Consider the following 19,279-nt stretch of genomic DNA (forward strand, 5'->3'; position numbering starts at 1 on the left):
AGCCGGACTTCTCTATTCCCGCTGGTCAACGGGCCTGAGACTGGCCCTGGATGTCTTCGACAGCAACAGCCAGCAGATGCGGCAGCAGCACCTCAAGTATGTGATCACTCAACGCGCTTGTTCAGAGATCGAACTGACCAATGGTCACGCTCAGCCATCCCGAAATGTTGATCAGAACCGCCAACGAGCGCCGTCGCGGCGAGGCCGTCAGTGGACGGTTCGACAGTCCAGGTGAACGACGTCTCGGCCTGGGCGCCGTTCGGGTCCTTCGCGGTTACAGTCACCGTGTTGGTCCCGGCCGTGGTCGGAATGCCGGTGATCAGGCCCGAGAACGAGAGAGACAGACCGGCAGGCAGATCGGTGGCGCTGTACGCCACTCTCTGTCCGGTCGTCGAGTCGCTTGCGGCGACCTGCAATGAGACCGGAGTGCCGGCCGAACCCTCCTGCGGGCCAGGGGCGGTGATCGTCATGAGCTGCCCGAGTTGGTCAGCGCAGATGCTGAGCGTGCCAGTGAGCTTGAGCCCTGCGGAAGAGTCGGCGTCGCCGACAGCAATGCCGTAATCGCCAGTACTGGTAGCCCAGTTGTTCGTGTCCACGTCCCAGTAACGAAGGCTTCGCTCGGTGAGCGGGAAGGTGACAGTCTCGCTCTGGCCAGGCTGCAGGTTCACCCGGACGAAGCCCTCAAGCTGCCGCGGCGGCTGCCCGGAAGCAGCCGGGTCGATGACATACAGCTGGGCGACCTCCGCTCCGGCCCGGGTGCCCGTATTGGTCACGGTCGCGCTCACCGTGGCCTCGCCACCCCGCGGCAAGCGGCTGATCTGCAGGTTGCTGAAGGAGAACGTGGTGTAGGAAAGGCCGTAGCCGAATGGGTACTGGGGCGTCAGGCCCTTGCTGTCGTACCAGCGGTAGCCGACATCGACGCCCTCCGAGTACTGAGCCTGCCCGTCAACGCCGGGCCATCGCGCGTTCGTGCTCGCCGGGAGCTGGGAGAGCGAGGTCGGGAAGGTCACCGGCAGGTGGCCGGAGGGGTTGGTGGCGCCGAACAGAACGTTCGCGATGGCGGTGCCGTCCTGCTGCCCTGGGTACCAGGCCTCAAGCACGCCCTTGACCGAGGAGAGCCAGGGCAGGGTGACCGCGGAGCCGGTGTTGAGCACCACGATCGTGTCCGGGTTCGCCGCGGCCACCGAAGAGATCAGCGCGTTGTCCTCGCTGGGCAGATCGATGCTCGTCAGGTCGCTTCCTTCGCTCTCCCAGGTGCTGGCGAACACCACCGCGACGCTGGACCTGGCGGCGAGCGCAGCGGCCGAGCTCGGCGAGGAGCCGTCGTCGTAACTCACGGTCGCACCGCTGGGCGCGGCACTGGTGATCCCCTGCAGCGGCGTGACTGTGCCGCTGGAGTTCACGCCCGCGGTCCCGCCACCGCCGGTCTGTGCGCTGGTCGAGGCATCCGAGCCGATGACGGCGATGGACGTGTCCGAGGCGCCGAGCGGCAGGACGTTGTCCGAGTTCTTCAGCAGTACCGTGCCCTCTTCGGCCAGGCGCTCTGCCGTCGCCTGGTGCGAGGCACTGGTCGCGACCTGGGTCGCGGATCCTGTCGCCGGCTTGTCGAACAGCCCGAAGGCGAACATCTCGGTGAGGATGCGTGAGACGGACGTGTCGATCATGGACTGACTCACCTGACCGGAGGTGACGGCCTGCCGCAGCGCGCTGCCGAAGTAGGTGTTGTCACCCGGCATGTCCTGGTCCAAGCCCGCGTTCACTGACGGCACGGTGGAGTGTGTGGCGCGCCAGTCGGAGGTGACGAAGCCGGTGAAGCCGAACTGCCGGCGCAGGACTGAGTTCAGGATCAGCGGGTTCTCGCAGGCGAAGGTCCCATTGATCTGGCTGTAGGAGCACATCACCGAGGAGGGGGCGCCCTGCTGCACGGCGGTCTGGAAGGCGGGTAGGTAAATCTCCCGCAGCGCCTGGTCGCCGACGATCGCGTCGTCGGCGGGCGTGTTGCGGTTCGTCTCCTGGTTGTACACAGCGAAGTGCTTGACCTGTGCCATCACCCCGGTGGACTGCACACCGCGGATGTCAGCTGCGCTCATCTGCCCGTTGAGGTACGGGTCCTCACCGACCGACTCGAACGCGCGGCCCCAGCGCGGGTCCCGCACGATGTTGATCGTCGGTCCGAGGTCCACAGTCGTGCCCTTGGCGGCCTGCTCCTCACCGATGGCCTGGCCGTAGGTCTGCTCCGCTGTGGTGTCCCAGGTCGCGGCGACGCTGACGGGCGCCGGGAACTGGGTGACCCCCGTCATCCAGTCGCTCACGCCGGCCGGACCGTCCTCCAGGCTCAACGCCGGGATGCACAACGAACCGATCCCCGGCGTAAAGCCGACGTAGCTGGAGCCGCCGGCCCCGGTCATCAGCTGGACCTTCTGATTCAGCGTCATCCGCGAGATCACCTCGTTGACGCGCTGAGGGATCGGCGCGCTCGATCCCACCCACGGGCAGGCGGTCGAGACCGCCGCAGCGGGTGGAGCCACGACATAGGCAGCCGGCAGCGAACCGGACAGAGTGCTCAAGGCCACCGCCATTCGCGCGAGCCACGGTGCGGTGACGATCCTGCGCATGACGCCTCCGGCTCACGGAAGGGAGATGACTCGCTGGCCCCTGCACACTAATCTGGCGAACCCTCCAGGTCAGAACACGACACCGGAGACGGCGAAGCGACGACGCCAGACCAGGTCAGCGCGCATTCCTTATGCCGATTCGCGGAGGAGACACCCCGTCAGCCAATCTCATTGCACGCCATTTCTGCTGGTTGCAGGCCAATCAACTGCACCGGTACTGCGCTACCTTGCAGACTGCGCCGGCGCCCGCGGGTGATTGCATAAAGACCTTTACTGCAGCTTCAGGCGCCGCGCACAGCGCTGCGCGTTTTCAGTGAGACTCCGCCACCCACTGCGCCCGCTACTGCACAGGAGGAGTCTCAGCGACTGCCTGCTCATAGGAGGTGATACCGGCACCAATTCGCCGCGAGGCGCGCCGGAAGAGCCTGTTGGGCACCGGTTCGTCCTTGGCGACGATGGATTCTCGCACTTTATTCAACGATCGAACTACTTGTTCCAGCTCTTCTGCTGCTCTGGAGAGTCCGATTGAAGCCTCTAGCCGCGCATTATGCCTCAGCGCCGTATACTGCCGAGCCGACTCTCGGTAGGAAGCAGCAAGCTTACCTGAACCGATAAACGACGCTGTTGCAGCAACTGCTCCGGAGGTCGCAGAGAGGGCACCTCCGAACTTGATGGAAAAAATTGCAGTAGCGATCCCTGATGCGGCCGAAATGATCGCCGGAAAGAAGACGATGAACCTTCCCCAGAAGTCTGCCGATTTTGCTGCCTCAAAATATGCCTGGGCGCTATATAGGGCATCGATTTCAAGTCTTTTAAGTGCGTCGATGGGAGCGCTTATTTGACCAGAGCTTGACATTTTCGCCTCACACGATCGGTATATCAGGTTCGCTTTGTAGGTAGGCGGCAGTAACTCCGAGAGCACCGCTTTCGCTGGATAGGTGCCTGAATATCCTCTTGGGGAAGTATCCAGACTCGTACATGCCGACCATTAGAGCTCTTCGCATGGACTCTGTCGGCTCGTTTTCGAACCTGTGCTTCATGAGCATTCCACTAGAAAGGCTTCCCGATCTAGCGATGTAGCGCACGGCAAACTCTCTCGGCAGGCTTCCCCTATTTTTGTCCTCTAGAATCTCCCATGCGGCGTCAAGGATGCTGGGGTCGCGTATGCCATGCTTGAGGGCCATCCGGATTACCTGGAATTGCAGATAAGGATATGGCCGTATGGCCCCGCTTCGCGCCATCGATGCAAGACTCCGCCTTACTTCATTTCCTCTCGTATCGGTGAACTTCGCTATGTAGGGAAAGAAATCCCTCGCGAGATGAGGGAATGAGGGAGAGTTCTCCAGGGTCCAGGAGAGGGCGTAGTCATCTCCTAATCGCTTCAGCCTGTTTATTGCGAACCGAAGATCCCGCGCGGATATCTCTTCTTGGCCGACGACCTTGTCGAAGTAGCTTCGGACCGTGGCTGGCGTGCCGGGGCTCCCGACCCGGATTCCATACTGGATGGCATCTTTCTCTGCATCTTCAAAGAAGTCCTTAGCCTCGGCCGGCTCCATAATTATGGTCTTTTGTGAGGCCATGGTCAGTCGGCGCGACCGAAGGACATCGTTTATCTGAAGGATGGCGTCGCGGAGAACCCAGAAGTCCGGCCCAAACAGATACATGTCGTCAGAGTATCGGAAACTTTTAATGCCCCGCCTTCGAAGTAGCTCGTCGACTGGCAGCAGGTAGAGATTCGCAAGTATGCCCGAAGCGTCCGATCCCTGGGGAATTCCCCATGCGCTATGGAAAGATTGAAATGAGTCTAGATAGTTGCTGAGCATGCGGACCCAGCCATTTTCCCCCGAAGCTGCCTCGAGATCATCCATCAATGTTTCTAGGTGGATGCTGTCGTAGAAGGATGTAACGTCGGTGCGGGCCACATAGTGACCAGGATTTCTTGAGAGATGGCGCGCTGCTGATCGCTGCATCCGGAGCCACATGTCGATCGGACTCTTGAATGAAAAGCTTCCTCGGCTCCACCGGTAGCTGTAGACGGAATCGAAGATTTGCGAGTCCACGGCCCTGGCCAGCCTAAAAACGAGCACCTCGTACAGAATCCGATCCCTCGTGGAAAAGCGCACTAGAGGGCGAACGGAAATCTTATCCTTGGGGAGATCGACTATTTCAATGTTGTCGATCCTAGTATTTCCGGCCCGGAGGTCAGAAAGGAGTGAGTTGTACAGCGTAGGCCAGAATAGGCGCAGATCATCAAGGCCTATTACGTCCGGAAGCTCCTCGTTATAGCGGCCCCGATAATGGTGCCGCCATGTAGAGTCCAGGACCCGTGGAACGTTCATCGCTCGGCCTCTTGCTAGTCAGGCGAACCCAAGCTGGGTGCGCAGACCTGCAAATCTTCATTTAGCCAACAGAGATTACATGCATGAGTCAGCTGCTGGCTAGCGGCCCGAGCCAATCTCGTGGGTTCATGTCGATACCTGGAGGATTTGATGGGTTTGCATCATTTATCCGATTTGTGGCGCCGGCTGTTCGCATCGGAGGCCATATTGACAGCAAGCGCAATATCTTGAGTGCTGCAAAGTCATGCTTATAAGCAGCGTTCGAGCCACCAACGCGTGTGACTACACAGCTGCGAGGTACGGCACCATGGCGGCCTGGCTGCCGGCAGACTTCGCGGCCAGGAAGGCGCGGGCGGCAGGGGGGTGCGTGCCACAGCCGTGCCGGATCGGACGGTATGTGACTGACAGTCAGAGCCATCAAGAGGCCAGAGCCAGGCGAAGGCCCATCGGCGGAAGGGCCAAGGTCAGCCTGGGTGCCCCGCGCCAATCCTTGTAAAGCAGGGGTCGTCGGTTCGAACCCGACAGGGGGCGGTACCGTTCCGCAGCGATCACAGAGTCAGGGGCAGAACAGCATGGACCGCAAGCGCAGGGTCGATGGCTGGACAGCGGGCACGTACCTGCATGGTTGGGCGATGGTCGAGATCCGAACCATGGCGCGACGGCGCAAGCCGTTGAGCACGTGGCCCGACGACGACTTCGTTGCGTGCATCGCGTGGTTGGCTGACCTGTGCCACAACATGCCGGTTGATCCTTTCCGAGCACGTCGGTGGTGGCACTGGCGAGACCGGCAGAACCGGCGACCCATGGATTGGACCTGGAAGGTTGCCGGGCCAGCTGGCCGAGAGTGGATCCTAACGTCGTTGGAGAAGATCGGGATGGACTGGACCCCACCAGCAGACGAGTAGCAGCCAGGGCGTCTCGCAGCCATGCGGGGTTGAGTGTCTAACTGCGCTACAACGGCCCCGTACCCCCGCGCACAACCACGGACACTCACGCACCGTCTGTGCAGGTCATCGGCGCCCCTTCCTCACGTCGGGTGAGTGTCCGAGTTGCTTCGGGACGAAGAGGCCGTGGGTTCAAATCCCGCCACCCCGACCCAGTAACACCAGTCAGGGCCGGTGTCCCTTGCGGGACACCGGCCCTGACTGGTTTTCAAGCCTCCCGGGGAGTGGCCTCGGGAGTGGATCATGCAAATCCCGCTCCCGGCGGCCTACTACTGGCGGCCCGTCAGTAGGGCGTCGAGGACGGCCACGGGTGAGCGGGGAGACATCCGCCGGCGAGCTTCGAGAGCGGCCCCCCAGATCCGCGTCAGGCCGTCCATCAGTTCCTCGCGCATCTCCTGCGTCACATGCGAGTACCGCGCCTGAACCGACCCGTCGAGATGACCGATCCGCTCATCGGCCAGCACCTTCGGGGTCCTCGCAGGACCTTCGCCAGCCAGATGCGTGAGCAGCGTGGCTGGGACATCGCCACATCCGGAGGCTGGGGCCGCAGCTCCGGGCAAGGCCGAACCACGTACTCCTTGCGCGCCCGCCGCAAGAGCCTGACCTCATGACCGAGCAGGCGCTGCTGTACAGCCTTCGGCCCTGCCGATCGCCGTCCGGAGGGCCCAGCGGACGTGGGAGGGGTCCAGCTCCTTGCCGATGTCCGAATGGCAGACCAGGTCGTTCTCCTCCCACTTGTCCCCCACTGCCAGCTGGTCCCGGCCCTGGTCCACCCAGTGCTCCCACAGCGCCTCCACGCACCGGGGCGACAGCGCGAGGGGCGCCGGCGGGTCGGCGTCCGGCAGGCATTGAGGAACGGATGGTTCCAGGTCAGCGCACGCAGTTCCTCGGTCCGCGCCCCGGACGGCCTCCCAAGCCGCCCGTTGGGGCCCCGAGCGTAGCCCAACGACCTTGCACTCTGGCCGCCTTGGCGGCGTTGGGTTAGATTTCGCTGAGAGGCAGAGTCATGACCCCGGAGGGGACTGAATGTCAGCCGAGTTGGTGCAGTTGGTTGAACAGGCTGGGCCCTATGTCAGTGCTGCGGTCACCGCGTACGGGGCCGCTGTGCTCACACGGGCGCAGGATGCTGCCGTGGACGCGACGGCGAATCTCGGGCAGCGCATCCTTCAGACCGTGTGGCAGCGGAGGCAACGCTCGGACCAGGCAGCCCTGACCGTTTCCGTGGCGGAGGCCGCTGCCGAGCCGGAGAACCCCGAGGCCGCCGCAGACCTGCGGCGGCAGATCGAGCGCGCCCTGCGTGAGGATGACCGGCTCCGCGAGGACGTGGCCGCGATGTTGCCGCCCACCCCGCAGGTCGTGATCACCGCCTCGGGTGAACGGGGTATCGCCGCCCAGCACATCGGCACCGTCATCAACGGTGACAACACCACGATTCAGCGGTGACGCTGCCCGACGAGCCGCCCGCCAAGTATTGGATCAATTCCAAGGGCCACCGCGGACTGGCTGCGCAGCACATCGACATGGTCGTGAACGGCGACTTGGTCCTGACGCCGGCCGAGACCGTTACCGGAGGCACACCGACGCCCGCCGACAGCGGCCCCGAGCTGCGAGGACCATCCGCCGGCATCGGCCCGAAGTACTCAAACGCACCCCAGAAGAATCCGTCGTTCACCGGCCGCGACGATGTCCTGACCGAACTGCACACGACGCTGGCCGAGGGCACCACGGCCCTGGTGGCCGCGGCGCCCCAGACCCTGCAGGGGCTTGGCGGGGTCGGCAAAACACAACTGGCCGCAGAGTATGCGAACCGCTACAGGGCGTATTACGACCTGATCTGGTGGATCGATGCCGAACAGACCGAGCTGATCACGTCTGCCCTCGCCCAACTGGCTGAGCGGATACTCCTCCCCGTCGGCGGTGACGTCGAGAAGGCGGCGGAAGCAGCCCAGGATGCACTGCGCCGGGGCGTGCCAACCACCCGATGGCTGCTGATCTTCGACAATGCCGATGCCCCCGCCGATGTTCGCCGCTTCTTCATCGACGGCCCCGGACACACCCTGATTACTTCCCGAAACCCGAACTGGTCCGGGCTGGCTCAGGTGCTGCCGGTAGACGTGTTCGACCGATCGGAGAGCATCGAGCATTTATGCAACCGGGTCCCCGGCCTGTCCGAGGAGGACGCGGCCCGGGTTGCCCGCGAGGTCGGCGACCTGCCGCTGGCCGTCGAGGTCGCCGCCGCCTGGCTGGCGACCACCGGGATCCCTGTGGACACCTATCTCACCCAACTGAAGGCCGCTGCCCCCAGGGCCCTCGCCGCCGGCGAGCCCCCGCTGGACTACCCGGCCCCGGTCGGTCAGACCTGGAACGTCTCGATCGCCAGGCTGCGCGAGCAGTCACCAGCTGCCGTCCGGCTGTTGGAACTGCTAGCCTTCTTCGGGCCCGAGCCGATCTCGCTCAGGCACTTCTTCTACTCCGAGTCGATGCGGCTGGCCCTGGAGCCGTACGACCGGGAACTGGCCGAGGGCTTCATGCTCGGCAAGGTCCTGCGTGCGGTCAGCCGATACGGGCTCGCCAGGGTCGACACGGCAAACGACAGTGTCCAGGTGCACCGCCTGGTGCAGGCCGTGGTCCGCAGCGGCATGAGCGAGGACGAGAAGAGCACCGCGGCGCACGAAGTGCACCGGATCCTGATCGGCGCCCGACCGGTCACCGGCGACGCCGACGACCCGGCCAACTGGCCCGCCTTCGAGGAGATCTGGCCGCACCTGTCACCTTCCCGGGCACACAACTGCGACGAGCCGGACACCCGCGAGCTGATGATCGACCGGGTCCGCTACCTGTGGAGGCGCGGGGAGTTCCAGCAGGCCCGCCACACCGGCGACCTACTGGAGGAGGCCTGGACCGCCAAGCTCGGCGATGACGACCCCCAGATCCTGCTACTGCGCTTCCAGCTCGCCAACGTGATGCGCACGCAGGGCCAGTACGCCCTAGCGCAACAGCTGGACCAGGACACCCTCGAGCGACAGAAGCGGGTGCTCGGCGAGCATCACCCGTACACCCTGAGGACGGCCAGCTCGCTGGCCGCCGACCTGCGCACGGTCGGCGACTTCCACCAAGCGCTGGCGCTGGACCGGGAAACGCTGCAGCGGCTCCGCGAGCAACTCGGCGAGGACAACCCGCGGACCCTGTCCTGCGCCAACAACCTGGCCATCGACTACCGGCTGACGGGCGACGCCCTGGCCGCCCAGGAGCTGGACCAGGACACCCTGGACCGGCGCGCCCTGGTGCTCGGCCCGAAGCACCCGTACACCCTCTCCAGCAAGTCCAACCTGGCCCGCGACCTGCGCGCGGCGGGCGACTACGAGGCCTCGGTGACGATCCACCAGGAGGTGGTGGAGGCCCTCGCCGAGGTGCTCGACATCAACGCGCCGGAGATCCTGCGCAACGCCACGTCACTGGCCGTCTCGCTGCGCAAGGCCGGCCGGCAGACCGAGGCCCGCCGGATCATCACGGAGACCTACGAGCGCTACCGGGAGCGCTACGGCGAAAACGCCCCCGACACCCTGGCCTGCGCGCTCGACCTGGCCGCCGACTACAGCGCGGGCGGCGACAAGAACGCCGCCCGCGACCTGGCCCGCCAGGTCCACGTCGGCCACCAGCAGCTGTTCGGCTTCGAGCACCCGTTCACCCTGGCCTGCGCCAACAACCTGGTGATCTACCTGCGCGGCAGCGGCGAGGTGGAGGAGGCGGTCGAGCTCGGCCGGCGGACGGTGGGTACGTTGCAGCGCGTGCTGGGCCCCGACCACCCGTACGACCTGAACGCCAAGATCAACCTAGCCAACGCGTACGCCGACCTCGGCGAGTACACGAGGGCCGAGCAACTGGAGCTGGCTGCCCACCGCGGCCTCACGGAGCGCTTCAATGGCCACCACCCGGACGCGGTCAGCTGCCAGTCCAACCTGGCGGTCACCCTACGGGCGCTTGGCCGCACCGCCCAGGCCGCCGAACTGCGGGCTCGGGCGCTCACCGAGTTCATCCGACAGCTGGGCGAGGAGCACCCCAACACCGTCTCCGCGCGCGGTTGGAATCGGATCAACCGGGACCTGGAGTCGCAGCCGTTCTGAGGACTCGCCATCTCGCCGTGCCGTCAGGCAGAGGAACAAAGGTCAGGAACGACGCTTCCGCGGACTGGCCACCCATGAGCGCGGGATCTCGTCGTTCCAGCCGTCCTCGGCGGTGAAATCTGCCGCTCGACAGCCTCGGCTCCGATCGGAACTGTGGTCCCAGCGCTCCCGGTCCCGGGAGTCGGTCTCGATGGGCTGCCCACACTTGGCGCACGTATCCCGATCGGGTTCGCTCGCCACGACTGTCTTGTTCGCCCACTCCTGAGACTTCTGGGCCAGCGCTTCGAGCTGGAGGAGAACCTCACGTCCCGAGACCTCGGGGTTGGCATCCACCATGCCGTGCACGGCATGCACCAGCCTGTCGGCCTCGCCCGACCTCACGGCTGCCATCATCGCGAGAATGCGTTCGTCCATCGCGCCCCACTCCTGGTTCGCGCTCCGGAAGTACAGCAGCAAAGTACAGCAACCGGGCCGTCCGGTAGTGGCCTTCAGTGCACCTGACACCACTTCTGAACAGCCCAAATGACCTCGGCGACCGCCCTGCCCGTAATTCGGGACGAAGAGGCCGTGGGTTCAAATCCCGCCACCCCGACCCAGTAACACCAGTCAGGGCCGGTACTCCGCAAGGAGTACCGGCCCTGACTGGTTTCCCGGCTCCTCTGAGGGTCACTCGGGAGTGAGTTGGGGAGTGGATCATGGAATCCCACTCCCGAGCGCCTGCTACTGACGCCCCATCAGCACCGCGGCGAGACCGACCACGGGTGACCCGGGCGACCTGGCCGGCGCCCCCGGCCAGGGCTCGGCCAGCACCGGAGTTCGCCCCCGCCCCCCCTCCTCAGAAGCGGCTGTACGCCTCGATGTCGTCGTTGAACTCCGCGATGGCCTGCGGGGTGAGGGTGGGCCGGGTGTCGGCGATGGCGGTGAGGTAGTCGTCGGTGGTGGCGGGGGTTCCCTGGTGGTGGGTGAGTTCGCGTTCGAAGGCTGCCTGGGCGCCTTTTCGGGCGGCGAACTCGATGTCGGCGGGGGTGAAGAGCTCGCTGGCCCGCACCAGGTGGTCCAGGTCCACCGAGGCGGCGGGGCCCAGGTAGCGGGCCCAGATGGCCGCGCGGGCGGCCGGGTTGGGTGGGCCGATCGGGATCACGTAGTCGAAGCGGCCCGGTCGCAGGAAGGCCGGGTCCAGCGAGCGGATCGAGTTGGTGGCGCAGACCAGTAGACGGGCCTCGTGCTCGCGGAAGCCCGGGATGATCTTGAGCAGCTCGTTGGTGACCCCGTGTCCGGGGTCGACCGCCTTGCCGGAGCGGATCCCGGCGATCTCCTCCACCTCGTCGATGAAGAGCAACACCGCGTCCAGCCCGGCGAGGTCGGCGAAAGCGTCCCGCAGGGCGACGGCCAGTCCGCCGTCGGTGGCCGCCGCCAGGCGGGACGGGAAGAGCTCCACGAATGGCCAACTGAGCCGGGAGGCCACCGCCTTGGCGAAGCTGGTCTTGCCGGTGCCGGGCGGGCCGAAGAGGATCACCGCCTTGGGCGGGGCGACCCCGTAGCGCTCGGCCACCGCCGGCTCCACCAGCGGGAGCACGACCCGGCGTTCGACGACCTGCTTCTCACTCTCCATGCCGGCCATGGCCTCCCAGAGCCCGCCCGGCAGCATCCGGCCGCCCAGCACCGCGAGCGCGTCGGCGTCGGCCGCGCCCGGGGGCTCGATCCGCTCGTAGTAGGCCAGGCCGTTGCGGACCAGGTAGCCGGAGTTCTCCAGGGCCTTCGTCCCGGTGGCGCCCTCGGGCAGCAGCACGCTGATCCGGCGCACGCCGACCGCTCGCAGGCGCCGCTCGACCTCGGCCAGCAGCGCGCTGCCGACTCCACGGTTGCGCCACTGCGAGGCGAGGGCCACCAGCAGCACCCAGGCGCGGTCGCCGCGCGGCTGGGCGACCACCATGCCGATCACCTCGTCGCCGACCGCGGCGACCACGCTCGCCTGGTCGGCTGCCGCGGCGGCCATCACCTCGGAGACCGGGAAGATCGGGACCTCGCCGTCGGCCTGGCGGCTCTGGTCCCAGATCTGGATCGCCTGGTCGAGGTCGGCTTCGCGATAGTCCCGCAGGTGCCATACCGGCATCGTGTTCACCTCGCCCCGTCCGGACCTCCATTCTCGGCGCGGGAGCGGCGGGCCGCCGCTGGAACGCCGGGGCCCGCATCGGCGCCGGTCAGGGCTGCAGCGGCGGGTAGTGCGGGTCGAGCAGGCCGCGCGAGGCCAGGTAGCCGTGCAGCGGGGTGGTGTCCGGGTGATGGCCCCACTGGTGGTCGCCCGGAGACTGGCCCGGGCCGGCCAGCGGGGCGGCGAGCAGCTGGCGCTGGACCGGGGTGAAACCGGCGGCCGCCGGGGTGGCGAGCAGCTCGGTGTTCTCGTCGCGGCTGTGCTGCCAGCGGTGCGCGTAGGCGAAGAAGATGCCCTTGCGGGTCAGCTCCGAGTGGTTGTCGGTCCTGGTGTGCCAGAGCCGACGGTCGAAGAAGACGGCGTCACCGGCGGCGACGGTGACCTCGACGGCGCCGACCGGCTCGGGCCACGGGACGTCACGGCGCGGCGGCCCGTCGATCCGATTGGCCAGGTGGCTGCCGGGGACCACCTTGAAGTTGCCGCGGCCCGGCTCGGAGACGTCGGAGAGCCAGAAGGCGACCTTGACCGACAGGCGCGGGCGCGGTTCCGTCTCCAGCTCGCGGTTCTGCCGGCCGCCGTCCTGGTGCCACTCGAAGCGGTAGGGCTTGGGGACCCGGATCGGCGGGTGCACGTCCAGGTGCGAGTGGTAGACGTGCACGTTCCAGCCGAGCACCGACCAGACCAGCGGGAAGGTCCGCGGATGGTCGATCAGGTGCACCGCCTGCGGCAGTCCGGCCACCGCGCAGAGCCGGTGCATCGAGCCGCCGGGCCCGACCCGGCCGGCCGCGCGCTCCTCGGCGTGCAGCCGGTCCAACGCGTCCGCGTACCGGGCGACTTCGTGCTCGTCGAGGGCGCCCCGGATCACCAGGTAGCCGTCCCGCTCGAACCGCGCGCGCTGCTCCCCGGTCATCGGACGCAGCGTCGCCGTGGCGCTCTTGGTCATGAACTCTCCCCCTGTACCGGCTGATTGCGTCCTAGAGAACGCGGCCCCGGTCCGCCCGGTTGACCTCGATCGGTGTGACCACCGCCACAGCCCCCGGATACAACCGGCTCGCCGCACAACGCGTTGTTGGATGGTGCGGTGGCGAACGGCTCCGCGCGGGACAAGCGGGGGACCTTCGTGCGGCGCAGCGAGCGGGAGACCAGATTCGAGGAGTTCGTGCTGGCCCGCTCGCCCTCCCTGCTGCGCCTGTGCCACCTGCTGACGAACGACCGGGGCCTGGCGGAGGACCTGCTGCAGACCACGCTCGCCAACTGCTACCGGCGCTGGGACCAGGCCACCTCCCAGGGCAGAGAGGAGGCCTACGTGCGAGCCGCGATCGTCAACACGCACATCAGCACGGTGCGTCGGCGCCGACTCCAGGAGATCCTCACCCTGCACCTGCCGGAGACCGGCCAGCGCGAGCCGGCCGGCGCCGTGGACGACCGCGACCTGCTGCGCCGTGCGCTGGCCGAACTCGCCCCGCGCACCCGGTCCGCCGTGGTGCTGCGGCACTACGTGGGACTGACCGAGCAGGAGACGGCGCAGACCCTCGGCTGCTCGGTGGGCAACATCAAGCGGCTGAGCTCCCGCGGGCTCGCCCAACTGCGGGCCGCGATGGACCGGCAACCACCCGCCCCGCAGGCCACCGAGGCCCCGCGGCGCGCGATCCAGGCAGCGGCCCGATGAACTCCTCGACCGAGCGCTTCGAGGCACGGCTGCAGACGGAACTGGCCGCCATCGCGGATTCCATCGAACTGCCGCCGCCGGACTTCCAGTACCGGGTGCGGCAGCGGATCGCGCTGCACCGGCGCCGGCGCCGGGCCACCGTGGCAGCGGCGGTCGCGGCCGGCGCGGCCGTGGTGCTGGCCGCCTCGCTCGGCCTCTCGCTGCCGAGCCGCGACAGCCGGGTGATCGTCCCCGCCGCCGACGGACCGTCGGTGACCGGTCCGCCCGGCGCGCGGCCGACCGCGACGGCAGCGTCCGACACGCCCTGGTGGGCGGCCGACTCGACAGCCCGCCCGACCGGCGGCACGGCAGCCGGCACGAGTTCCGACCAGGCGAGCAGCCCGGCGGGCAACGCGGCGAGCGGCACAGCGACCGCCCCGGACAGCTCGGCGGCACTGCAGGCGTTCTGGGACAGCAAGGACAGCGGCCCGCACGACGAGGTGCGGCTGCTCGACCAGGAGCCGACACCCAGCGGGTTCCTGCTGCTGGTGGCCGGCCGGGAGCCGGACGGGCGGCGCCGGATCCTGCTGCTGCACAGCGATCGGAACGCCGAGCAGGGCCTGACCGATCAGTCACTGCTGCTGCTGGCCGACTGGCCCGCGCCGAGCACGCCCACCGCACCCATCGCGCTCGCCGTCGGCGTCCCCACCGACAACGTCGCCCTGATCCTGCTGGCGCCGCCCTGCGGCGGCGGTGCCCGGGTCCTCAGTCTCGACCACACCCCGGGCATCGCCGAAGTCCTCTGGACGCAGAGCCGCCCGGGCATCTGGCGGACCAGGATCACGCTGCCCGGCGACAACCGGACGTCGCTGCGCTGCGACGCTCCGGGCGACGGCGTCGACCACCCGCTGGTGCAGCAGAGCAGCGGGGTGCCCACGGCCATTGGGACGGTCAGCCTGTTCACCGGCGAGTGACTCCCGACCTGCCGTGCCCCGTCCAGCGCCCTGGGAGCGCCCCGGGTGGCAGACTGCTGACGGCCGCTGCCGCTCACCCGAGGGAGCCCTCGTGTCCCTGGACTTCGACGACCCGTCAGCCCTGCTCCCGCCCACCGAGCACCGCAATCCGGCCAGCCTGGAGCTGGATCGGATGGACACCACCGCGATCCTGGAGCTGATCAACGATCAGGACGCCACCGTGCCGGGCGCGGTGCGGGCCGCGCTGCCGCAGCTGGCCGAGCTGGTCGAGGCGGGGCTGCGGACGCTGCGCGCGGGCGGCCGGGTGCACTACTTCGGCGCCGGGACGGGCGGACGGCTCGCGCTCGGCGACGCCGTGGAGCTGGGGCCGACCTACGGGGTGGGCGAGGAGCACTTCGTCGCGCACCTGGCGGGCGGCCACCGAACGGCCGCCGTCGCCCGGGAGGGCGCCGAGGACGAGCCGCCCGACCCGGCGGAGCGGCAGCCCGCGGACGAGCGCGACCTGGCGATCGGCATCACCGCCGGCGGCGGCACCCCGTACGTGACCGCCGCGCTGCGGGCAGCTCGCGCGGTGGGGGCGACGACCGCGCTGCTGTCCGGCAATCCGCACGCTCCGGCGGCCGCCTTCGCGGACCTGCACGTCCTGCTGGACACCGGACCCGAGGTGGTCACCGGCTCCACCCGGATGAAGGCGGGAACCGCCCAGAAACTCGCCCTCAACGCCTTCTCGACCGCGCTGATGGTACGCAGCGGGCGCACCTGGTCCAACCTGATGATCACCGCCTCGGCCGCCAACACCAAGCTGCGCGAGCGAGCCGTCCGGAACCTGATGACGGCCTGTCAAGTATCGCGACACCAGGCCGAGGAGGCGCTCGACGCCTGCGGCGGGCAGACGCCGACGGCGCTGGTGGCGCTGGTCGGCGGCAGCACCCCGGAGCGGGCCAGGGCGGCGCTGGAGCGCAACCACGGCCGGCCGTGGGCGGCGGTGCGGGAGCTGGGCCGAGCCACCGTCGAAGGCGTCGAGGCGGGCTGATCAGGGGGCGGGCTGATCAGGGCGTTCGCCCGCAGGCGGTGTCCGGTCGGGTGCCGTCAGGTCGGGCGCTGTCCGGTCGGGCGCCGTCAGGTCGGGCGCCGTGCCCAGGCCCGGCGCGGCGGCGGGCGGGATGCAGTCGGGGCTGAACTGCTCGCTGACCCAGATCCGCGTCCCGCCGCGGCAGTCGACCAGGTAGTCCCGCCCCACGCTCCACTGCCGCCCGGCGCCGTAGGACCAGCGCCGGGGCGCGAAGGAGACCGGGCGACAGCTCAACGCGAGCTGCTGCTGGGCGAGATGGTGAAGCAGCGGCACCCCGGGCGACGGGAGCAGCGACTCCGCCTGCCGGGCGGGCAGGTAGATCCGGCTGCTGCTGACCGTGACTCCCTGGGGCGTGACCAGCCGGCAACGGCGCAGCAGCAGCGGGACAGCCCCGCCCTCACCCGCGAGCGCCTCGCGCACCGCCGACGGGATGACCGCCGGCACGAGGGGCTGCTGGCCGTCCACCACCGCGCGCACGGGGCTGCCGACCAGGCTCGCCAGCAGCCGGTTGGCCGAGCCGTCGAAGGTGAGCAGCAGCCGCGTCACCTCGGGATAGGACCACGGTCTCAGCGGCGGCGGCTCGGCCGGCTCCATCACTGGCACCACGGCGCACACCTCGACTCTCCTCACTCGGGCGCCCAGCTTCCTTGTCTGCAAGGCGATCTGACCGCACGTCAATCATAGATGGCAGCCAATCGATGAACGCAAGTCCTAACTTGGTCCGCAGTCAAAGCTTTTCTGGTCAAACACGTCTACTACGCAGGTCAGACAGGTGACTTGACGTTATGTCTGTTAATTCATTCGACTGCTCGGTGGCTCGGCGTCGCGGGGAACCGGGTCTGATATTCAGACCGTGGTATGAAAACCGCGTCGGTGCAGGCCACCGCCCCAGCCGACCGGGTCGAGCCGAACGGAGACACCATGGACCCGCGCCCGCCCGCCGCCCCCAGCCTGGGCCGCCGCGAACGCAACAAGCAGCGGGTCCGCGAACGCCTGTACACCGCCGCCGTCGACCTCTTCATGGCCAAGGGCTACGAGCACACCTCGATCGAGGACATCGTCGAGCGCGCCGATGTGGCCCGCGGCACTTTCTTCAACTACTTCCAGCGCAAAGAGGATCTGATCACCGCCTGGAGCGAGCAGCGGGGCCACCACCTGATGGTGCTGCTGGCCGAGGGCCGGCGCGGCAGCAGCAGCCCGCTCGCGCAGCTGACCCGCTGCATGGCCGTGCTCGGCGGGCTCGACTCGGCGCAGCGGGAGCTCACCGTGGCCATGCTGCGGGCCTCGGGCAAGGCGGGGCGCCCGATCCTGCGGCAGCCGTACGTCGCGCAGACCTTCGCCCGGATCGTCGGAGCGGGTATCGCACAGGGCGAGTTACGCCCGGGGCCGGCGCCCGAACAGGTCGGCGACCTGCTGCACGACCTCTACCTCGGCGCGCTCCACCGCTGGGCGGACGGGCCCGACCCCACCGGGCCCGAGGCGCTGACCGGGGAGCTGCAGGGCATCCTGCGGCTGCTGCTGGACGGCATCGCGCTGCCCGCCGCGCCGTAGGCCCCCGCCGAGGGCCTCCGCCGAAGGCCCAGGCAGGCTTCGCCAGGCGTTCAGTCGCCGGCCGCCCCTGGTACACGGCCGACCCATAGTCATAGCGCGAGCCCTTGCCGCCCGCACTGTGAGCACCAGGAGAAGCCGTGAACCGACGCTCCATCCGCCTCGCCGCAGTCCTCAGCACCACCGGCGCACTCGCCCTGGGCACCGTCGCCCCGGCGCTGGCCGCCGCCCCGGCCGCCGCACGGCAGCACGGTGCCGCCAAGCACGTCCTGCTGATCTCGGTCGACGGGCTGCACCAGTCCGACCTGAGCTGGTACGTCGCGCAGCACCCGCAGTCGGCGCTGGCCCGCCTGGTCGGCGGCGGCGTGGAGTACACCAACGCGCAGACGACGACCCCCTCCGACTCCTTCCCCGGCATGGTCGCCCAGGCCACCGGCGGCGGCCCCGGCACCACCGGCGTTTACTACGACGACACCTACAACGCCAAGCTGCTGCCGGCCGGCACCACCGACTGCAAGGGCGTCAAGCCCGGTGTCGAGGTGGACCTGACCGAGGACCTGGACAGGAACAAGGCCTCGATCGACGCCGGCCAGGGCCTGGCCGGCCTGCCGGGCTCCATCCTGTCGATGACCGGGCAGCCGCAGACCCTGATCGACCCGAGCAAGCTGCCGGTCGACCCGGCCACCTGCAAGCCGGTCTACCCGCACTCCTACCTCCAGGTGAACACCATCTTCGAGGTGGCGAGCCAGGCCGGCCTGCGCACCGCCTGGTCGGACAAGCACGCGGCTTACGACATCCTCAACGGCCCGTCCGGCACCGGGATCCAGGACCTGTTCACGCCCGAGATCAACAGCGACGCCCCCGGCTACCCGGCCGGCGGCGACTGGACCACCGACAACCAGGCCACCGAGCAGTACGACGGCTACAAGGTTCAGGCCGTGCTCAACGAGATCGACGGCTACGACCACAGCCGCACCACCAGGACCGGCACCCCGGCGATCTTCGGCCTGAACTTCCAGTCGGTCTCCACCGCCCAGAAGCTGCCCACGTCCGAGGGTCTGACGGGTGGCTACACCGCCAAGAACGTGCCCAGCCCGCTGCTGGCGAAGAACCTGGCCTACGTCGACGCCCAGATCGGCGCGCTCACCGCCGAGCTGCGCAAGCAGCACCTGGCCGACTCCACCACCATCGTGCTCTCCGCCAAGCACGGCCAGTCGCCCACCGACCCGAGCGCACTGACCCGGATCGACGACGGCCCGCTGCTGGACGGGCTGAACGCCGCCTGGAAGAAGCTGCACCCGACCGCCGGCGACCTGGTGGCCCACGCCGTGGACGACGACGGCATGCTGCTCTGGCTGAACGACCGCTCGGCCGCGGCCACCGAGTTCGCCAAGAACTACCTGCTCGCCCAGAACGGCACCGGCAACGACATCAACGGCACGTCGAAGGCCTTCACCGCGAGCGGTCTGAGCAAGGTCTACGCGGGCGCCGCGGCAGCCCGGTACTTCGGCGTCGAGCCGGGCGACGCCCGGGTGCCGGACATCTTCGGGATCGGCCAGTACGGCGTGGTCTACACCGGCGGCCACGGCAAGGTGGCCGAGCACGGCGGCGCGCACGCCGACGACCTGGACGTGCCGCTGGTGGTCTCCGGCGCCGGCACCCCGGACCACGTGCGTGACGCGGCCCCGGTGCAGACCAAGCAGATCGCCCCGACCATCCTCAAGCTGCTGGGCCTGAACCCGCAGGCGCTGCAGGCCGTGCGCGAGGAGAACACCAAGGTGCTGCCGGTCCGCTGACCGTCCACCAGGTGGGCGGCCCCGCCGCGGGCCGCCTACCTGATTGGGCGTATGTCGCACGGATGGC

14 protein-coding genes and 1 pseudogene are annotated in these 19,279 nt (G+C 68.3%); 7 read left to right on the top strand and 8 right to left on the bottom strand.

Annotated features, from left to right (window positions below; all coding sequences use genetic code 11):
• Nucleotides 1-104: 104 nt before the first annotated feature.
• From ABH937_RS16745 to ABH937_RS16760, 4 genes are all read right to left on the bottom strand, one after another.
• On the bottom strand, nt 105-2,615 hold the full coding sequence (locus ABH937_RS16745) for a glycoside hydrolase family 3 C-terminal domain-containing protein (RefSeq protein ID WP_280690935.1): 2,511 nt from the start codon (nt 2,613-2,615) through the stop codon (nt 105-107).
• A 340-nt stretch (nt 2,616-2,955) separates the two neighbouring features.
• The gene (locus tag ABH937_RS16750) at nt 2,956-3,471 is read right to left on the bottom strand and encodes a hypothetical protein (protein WP_280690936.1); all 516 of its coding nucleotides are present in this window, start codon (nt 3,469-3,471) and stop codon (nt 2,956-2,958) included.
• A gap of 7 nt (nt 3,472-3,478) precedes the next feature.
• The gene (locus ABH937_RS16755) at nt 3,479-4,954 is read right to left on the bottom strand and encodes an RNA-directed DNA polymerase (RefSeq protein ID WP_280690937.1); all 1,476 of its coding nucleotides are present in this window, start codon (nt 4,952-4,954) and stop codon (nt 3,479-3,481) included.
• Between the two features lie 1,213 nt (nt 4,955-6,167).
• The gene (locus ABH937_RS16760) at nt 6,168-6,362 is read right to left on the bottom strand and encodes a hypothetical protein (RefSeq protein WP_370145932.1); all 195 of its coding nucleotides are present in this window, start codon (nt 6,360-6,362) and stop codon (nt 6,168-6,170) included.
• Nucleotides 6,363-6,924: 562 nt separating this feature from the next.
• Here ABH937_RS16760 and ABH937_RS16765 point away from each other — a divergent pair.
• Both ABH937_RS16765 and fxsT read left to right on the top strand, forming a co-directional pair.
• A complete protein-coding gene (locus ABH937_RS16765; RefSeq protein WP_280690938.1) occupies nt 6,925-7,341 on the top strand; it encodes a hypothetical protein in 417 nt (138 codons plus the stop codon).
• Nucleotides 7,338-10,022 carry an FxSxx-COOH system tetratricopeptide repeat protein gene (gene fxsT / locus ABH937_RS16770; protein ID WP_370218655.1) on the top strand — a complete coding sequence of 895 codons (2,685 nt, stop codon included), beginning with the start codon at nt 7,338-7,340 and terminating at the stop codon, nt 10,020-10,022. Before ABH937_RS16765 ends, fxsT begins: the two co-directional genes overlap by 4 nt.
• 42 nt (nt 10,023-10,064) lie before the next feature.
• Here fxsT and ABH937_RS16775 read toward each other — a convergent pair whose 3' ends face one another.
• The 3 genes and pseudogenes from ABH937_RS16775 to ABH937_RS16785 form a co-directional block, all read right to left on the bottom strand.
• On the bottom strand, nt 10,065-10,436 hold the full coding sequence (locus ABH937_RS16775) for a hypothetical protein (protein ID WP_280690942.1): 372 nt from the start codon (nt 10,434-10,436) through the stop codon (nt 10,065-10,067).
• A gap of 421 nt (nt 10,437-10,857) precedes the next feature.
• Nucleotides 10,858-12,186, bottom strand: a pseudogene (locus ABH937_RS16780) (ATP-binding protein); the annotation flags it as partial.
• A 37-nt stretch (nt 12,187-12,223) separates the two neighbouring features.
• Nucleotides 12,224-13,117 (bottom strand): phytanoyl-CoA dioxygenase family protein, encoded by an 894-nt coding sequence (locus tag ABH937_RS16785; protein ID WP_370218656.1) that lies wholly within the window; start codon nt 13,115-13,117, stop codon nt 12,224-12,226.
• A 138-nt stretch (nt 13,118-13,255) separates the two neighbouring features.
• On the opposite strand from ABH937_RS16785, the gene ABH937_RS16790 reads away from it, so the two are divergent.
• From ABH937_RS16790 to ABH937_RS16800, 3 genes are all read left to right on the top strand, one after another.
• Entirely contained in the window at nt 13,256-13,843 is a 588-nt protein-coding gene (locus ABH937_RS16790) for a SigE family RNA polymerase sigma factor (protein ID WP_280690944.1), read from the top strand.
• Nucleotides 13,840-14,796 (top strand): hypothetical protein, encoded by a 957-nt coding sequence (locus tag ABH937_RS16795; protein WP_370218657.1) that lies wholly within the window; start codon nt 13,840-13,842, stop codon nt 14,794-14,796. Before ABH937_RS16790 ends, ABH937_RS16795 begins: the two co-directional genes overlap by 4 nt.
• A 91-nt stretch (nt 14,797-14,887) precedes the next feature.
• Nucleotides 14,888-15,829 (top strand): N-acetylmuramic acid 6-phosphate etherase, encoded by a 942-nt coding sequence (locus ABH937_RS16800; RefSeq protein WP_280690946.1) that lies wholly within the window; start codon nt 14,888-14,890, stop codon nt 15,827-15,829.
• On the opposite strand, the gene ABH937_RS16805 is transcribed toward ABH937_RS16800, so the two are convergent.
• Nucleotides 15,830-16,474, bottom strand: a complete 645-nt coding sequence (locus ABH937_RS16805) for a hypothetical protein (RefSeq protein WP_370218659.1) — start codon at nt 16,472-16,474, stop codon at nt 15,830-15,832.
• A gap of 252 nt (nt 16,475-16,726) precedes the next feature.
• On the opposite strand from ABH937_RS16805, the gene ABH937_RS16810 reads away from it, so the two are divergent.
• Nucleotides 16,727-17,419 carry a TetR/AcrR family transcriptional regulator gene (locus tag ABH937_RS16810; protein ID WP_370218660.1) on the top strand — a complete coding sequence of 231 codons (693 nt, stop codon included), beginning with the start codon at nt 16,727-16,729 and terminating at the stop codon, nt 17,417-17,419.
• A gap of 137 nt (nt 17,420-17,556) precedes the next feature.
• Nucleotides 17,557-19,212: an alkaline phosphatase family protein gene (locus tag ABH937_RS16815; RefSeq protein WP_280690949.1), complete on the top strand. Its 1,656-nt coding sequence runs from the start codon at nt 17,557-17,559 to the stop codon at nt 19,210-19,212.
• The last annotated feature ends 67 nt before the right edge of the window (nt 19,213-19,279 follow it).

Origin of the sequence: Kitasatospora sp. GAS1066B (genome assembly GCF_041262605.1) — a bacterium.
Classification (GTDB): domain Bacteria; phylum Actinomycetota; class Actinomycetes; order Streptomycetales; family Streptomycetaceae; genus Kitasatospora.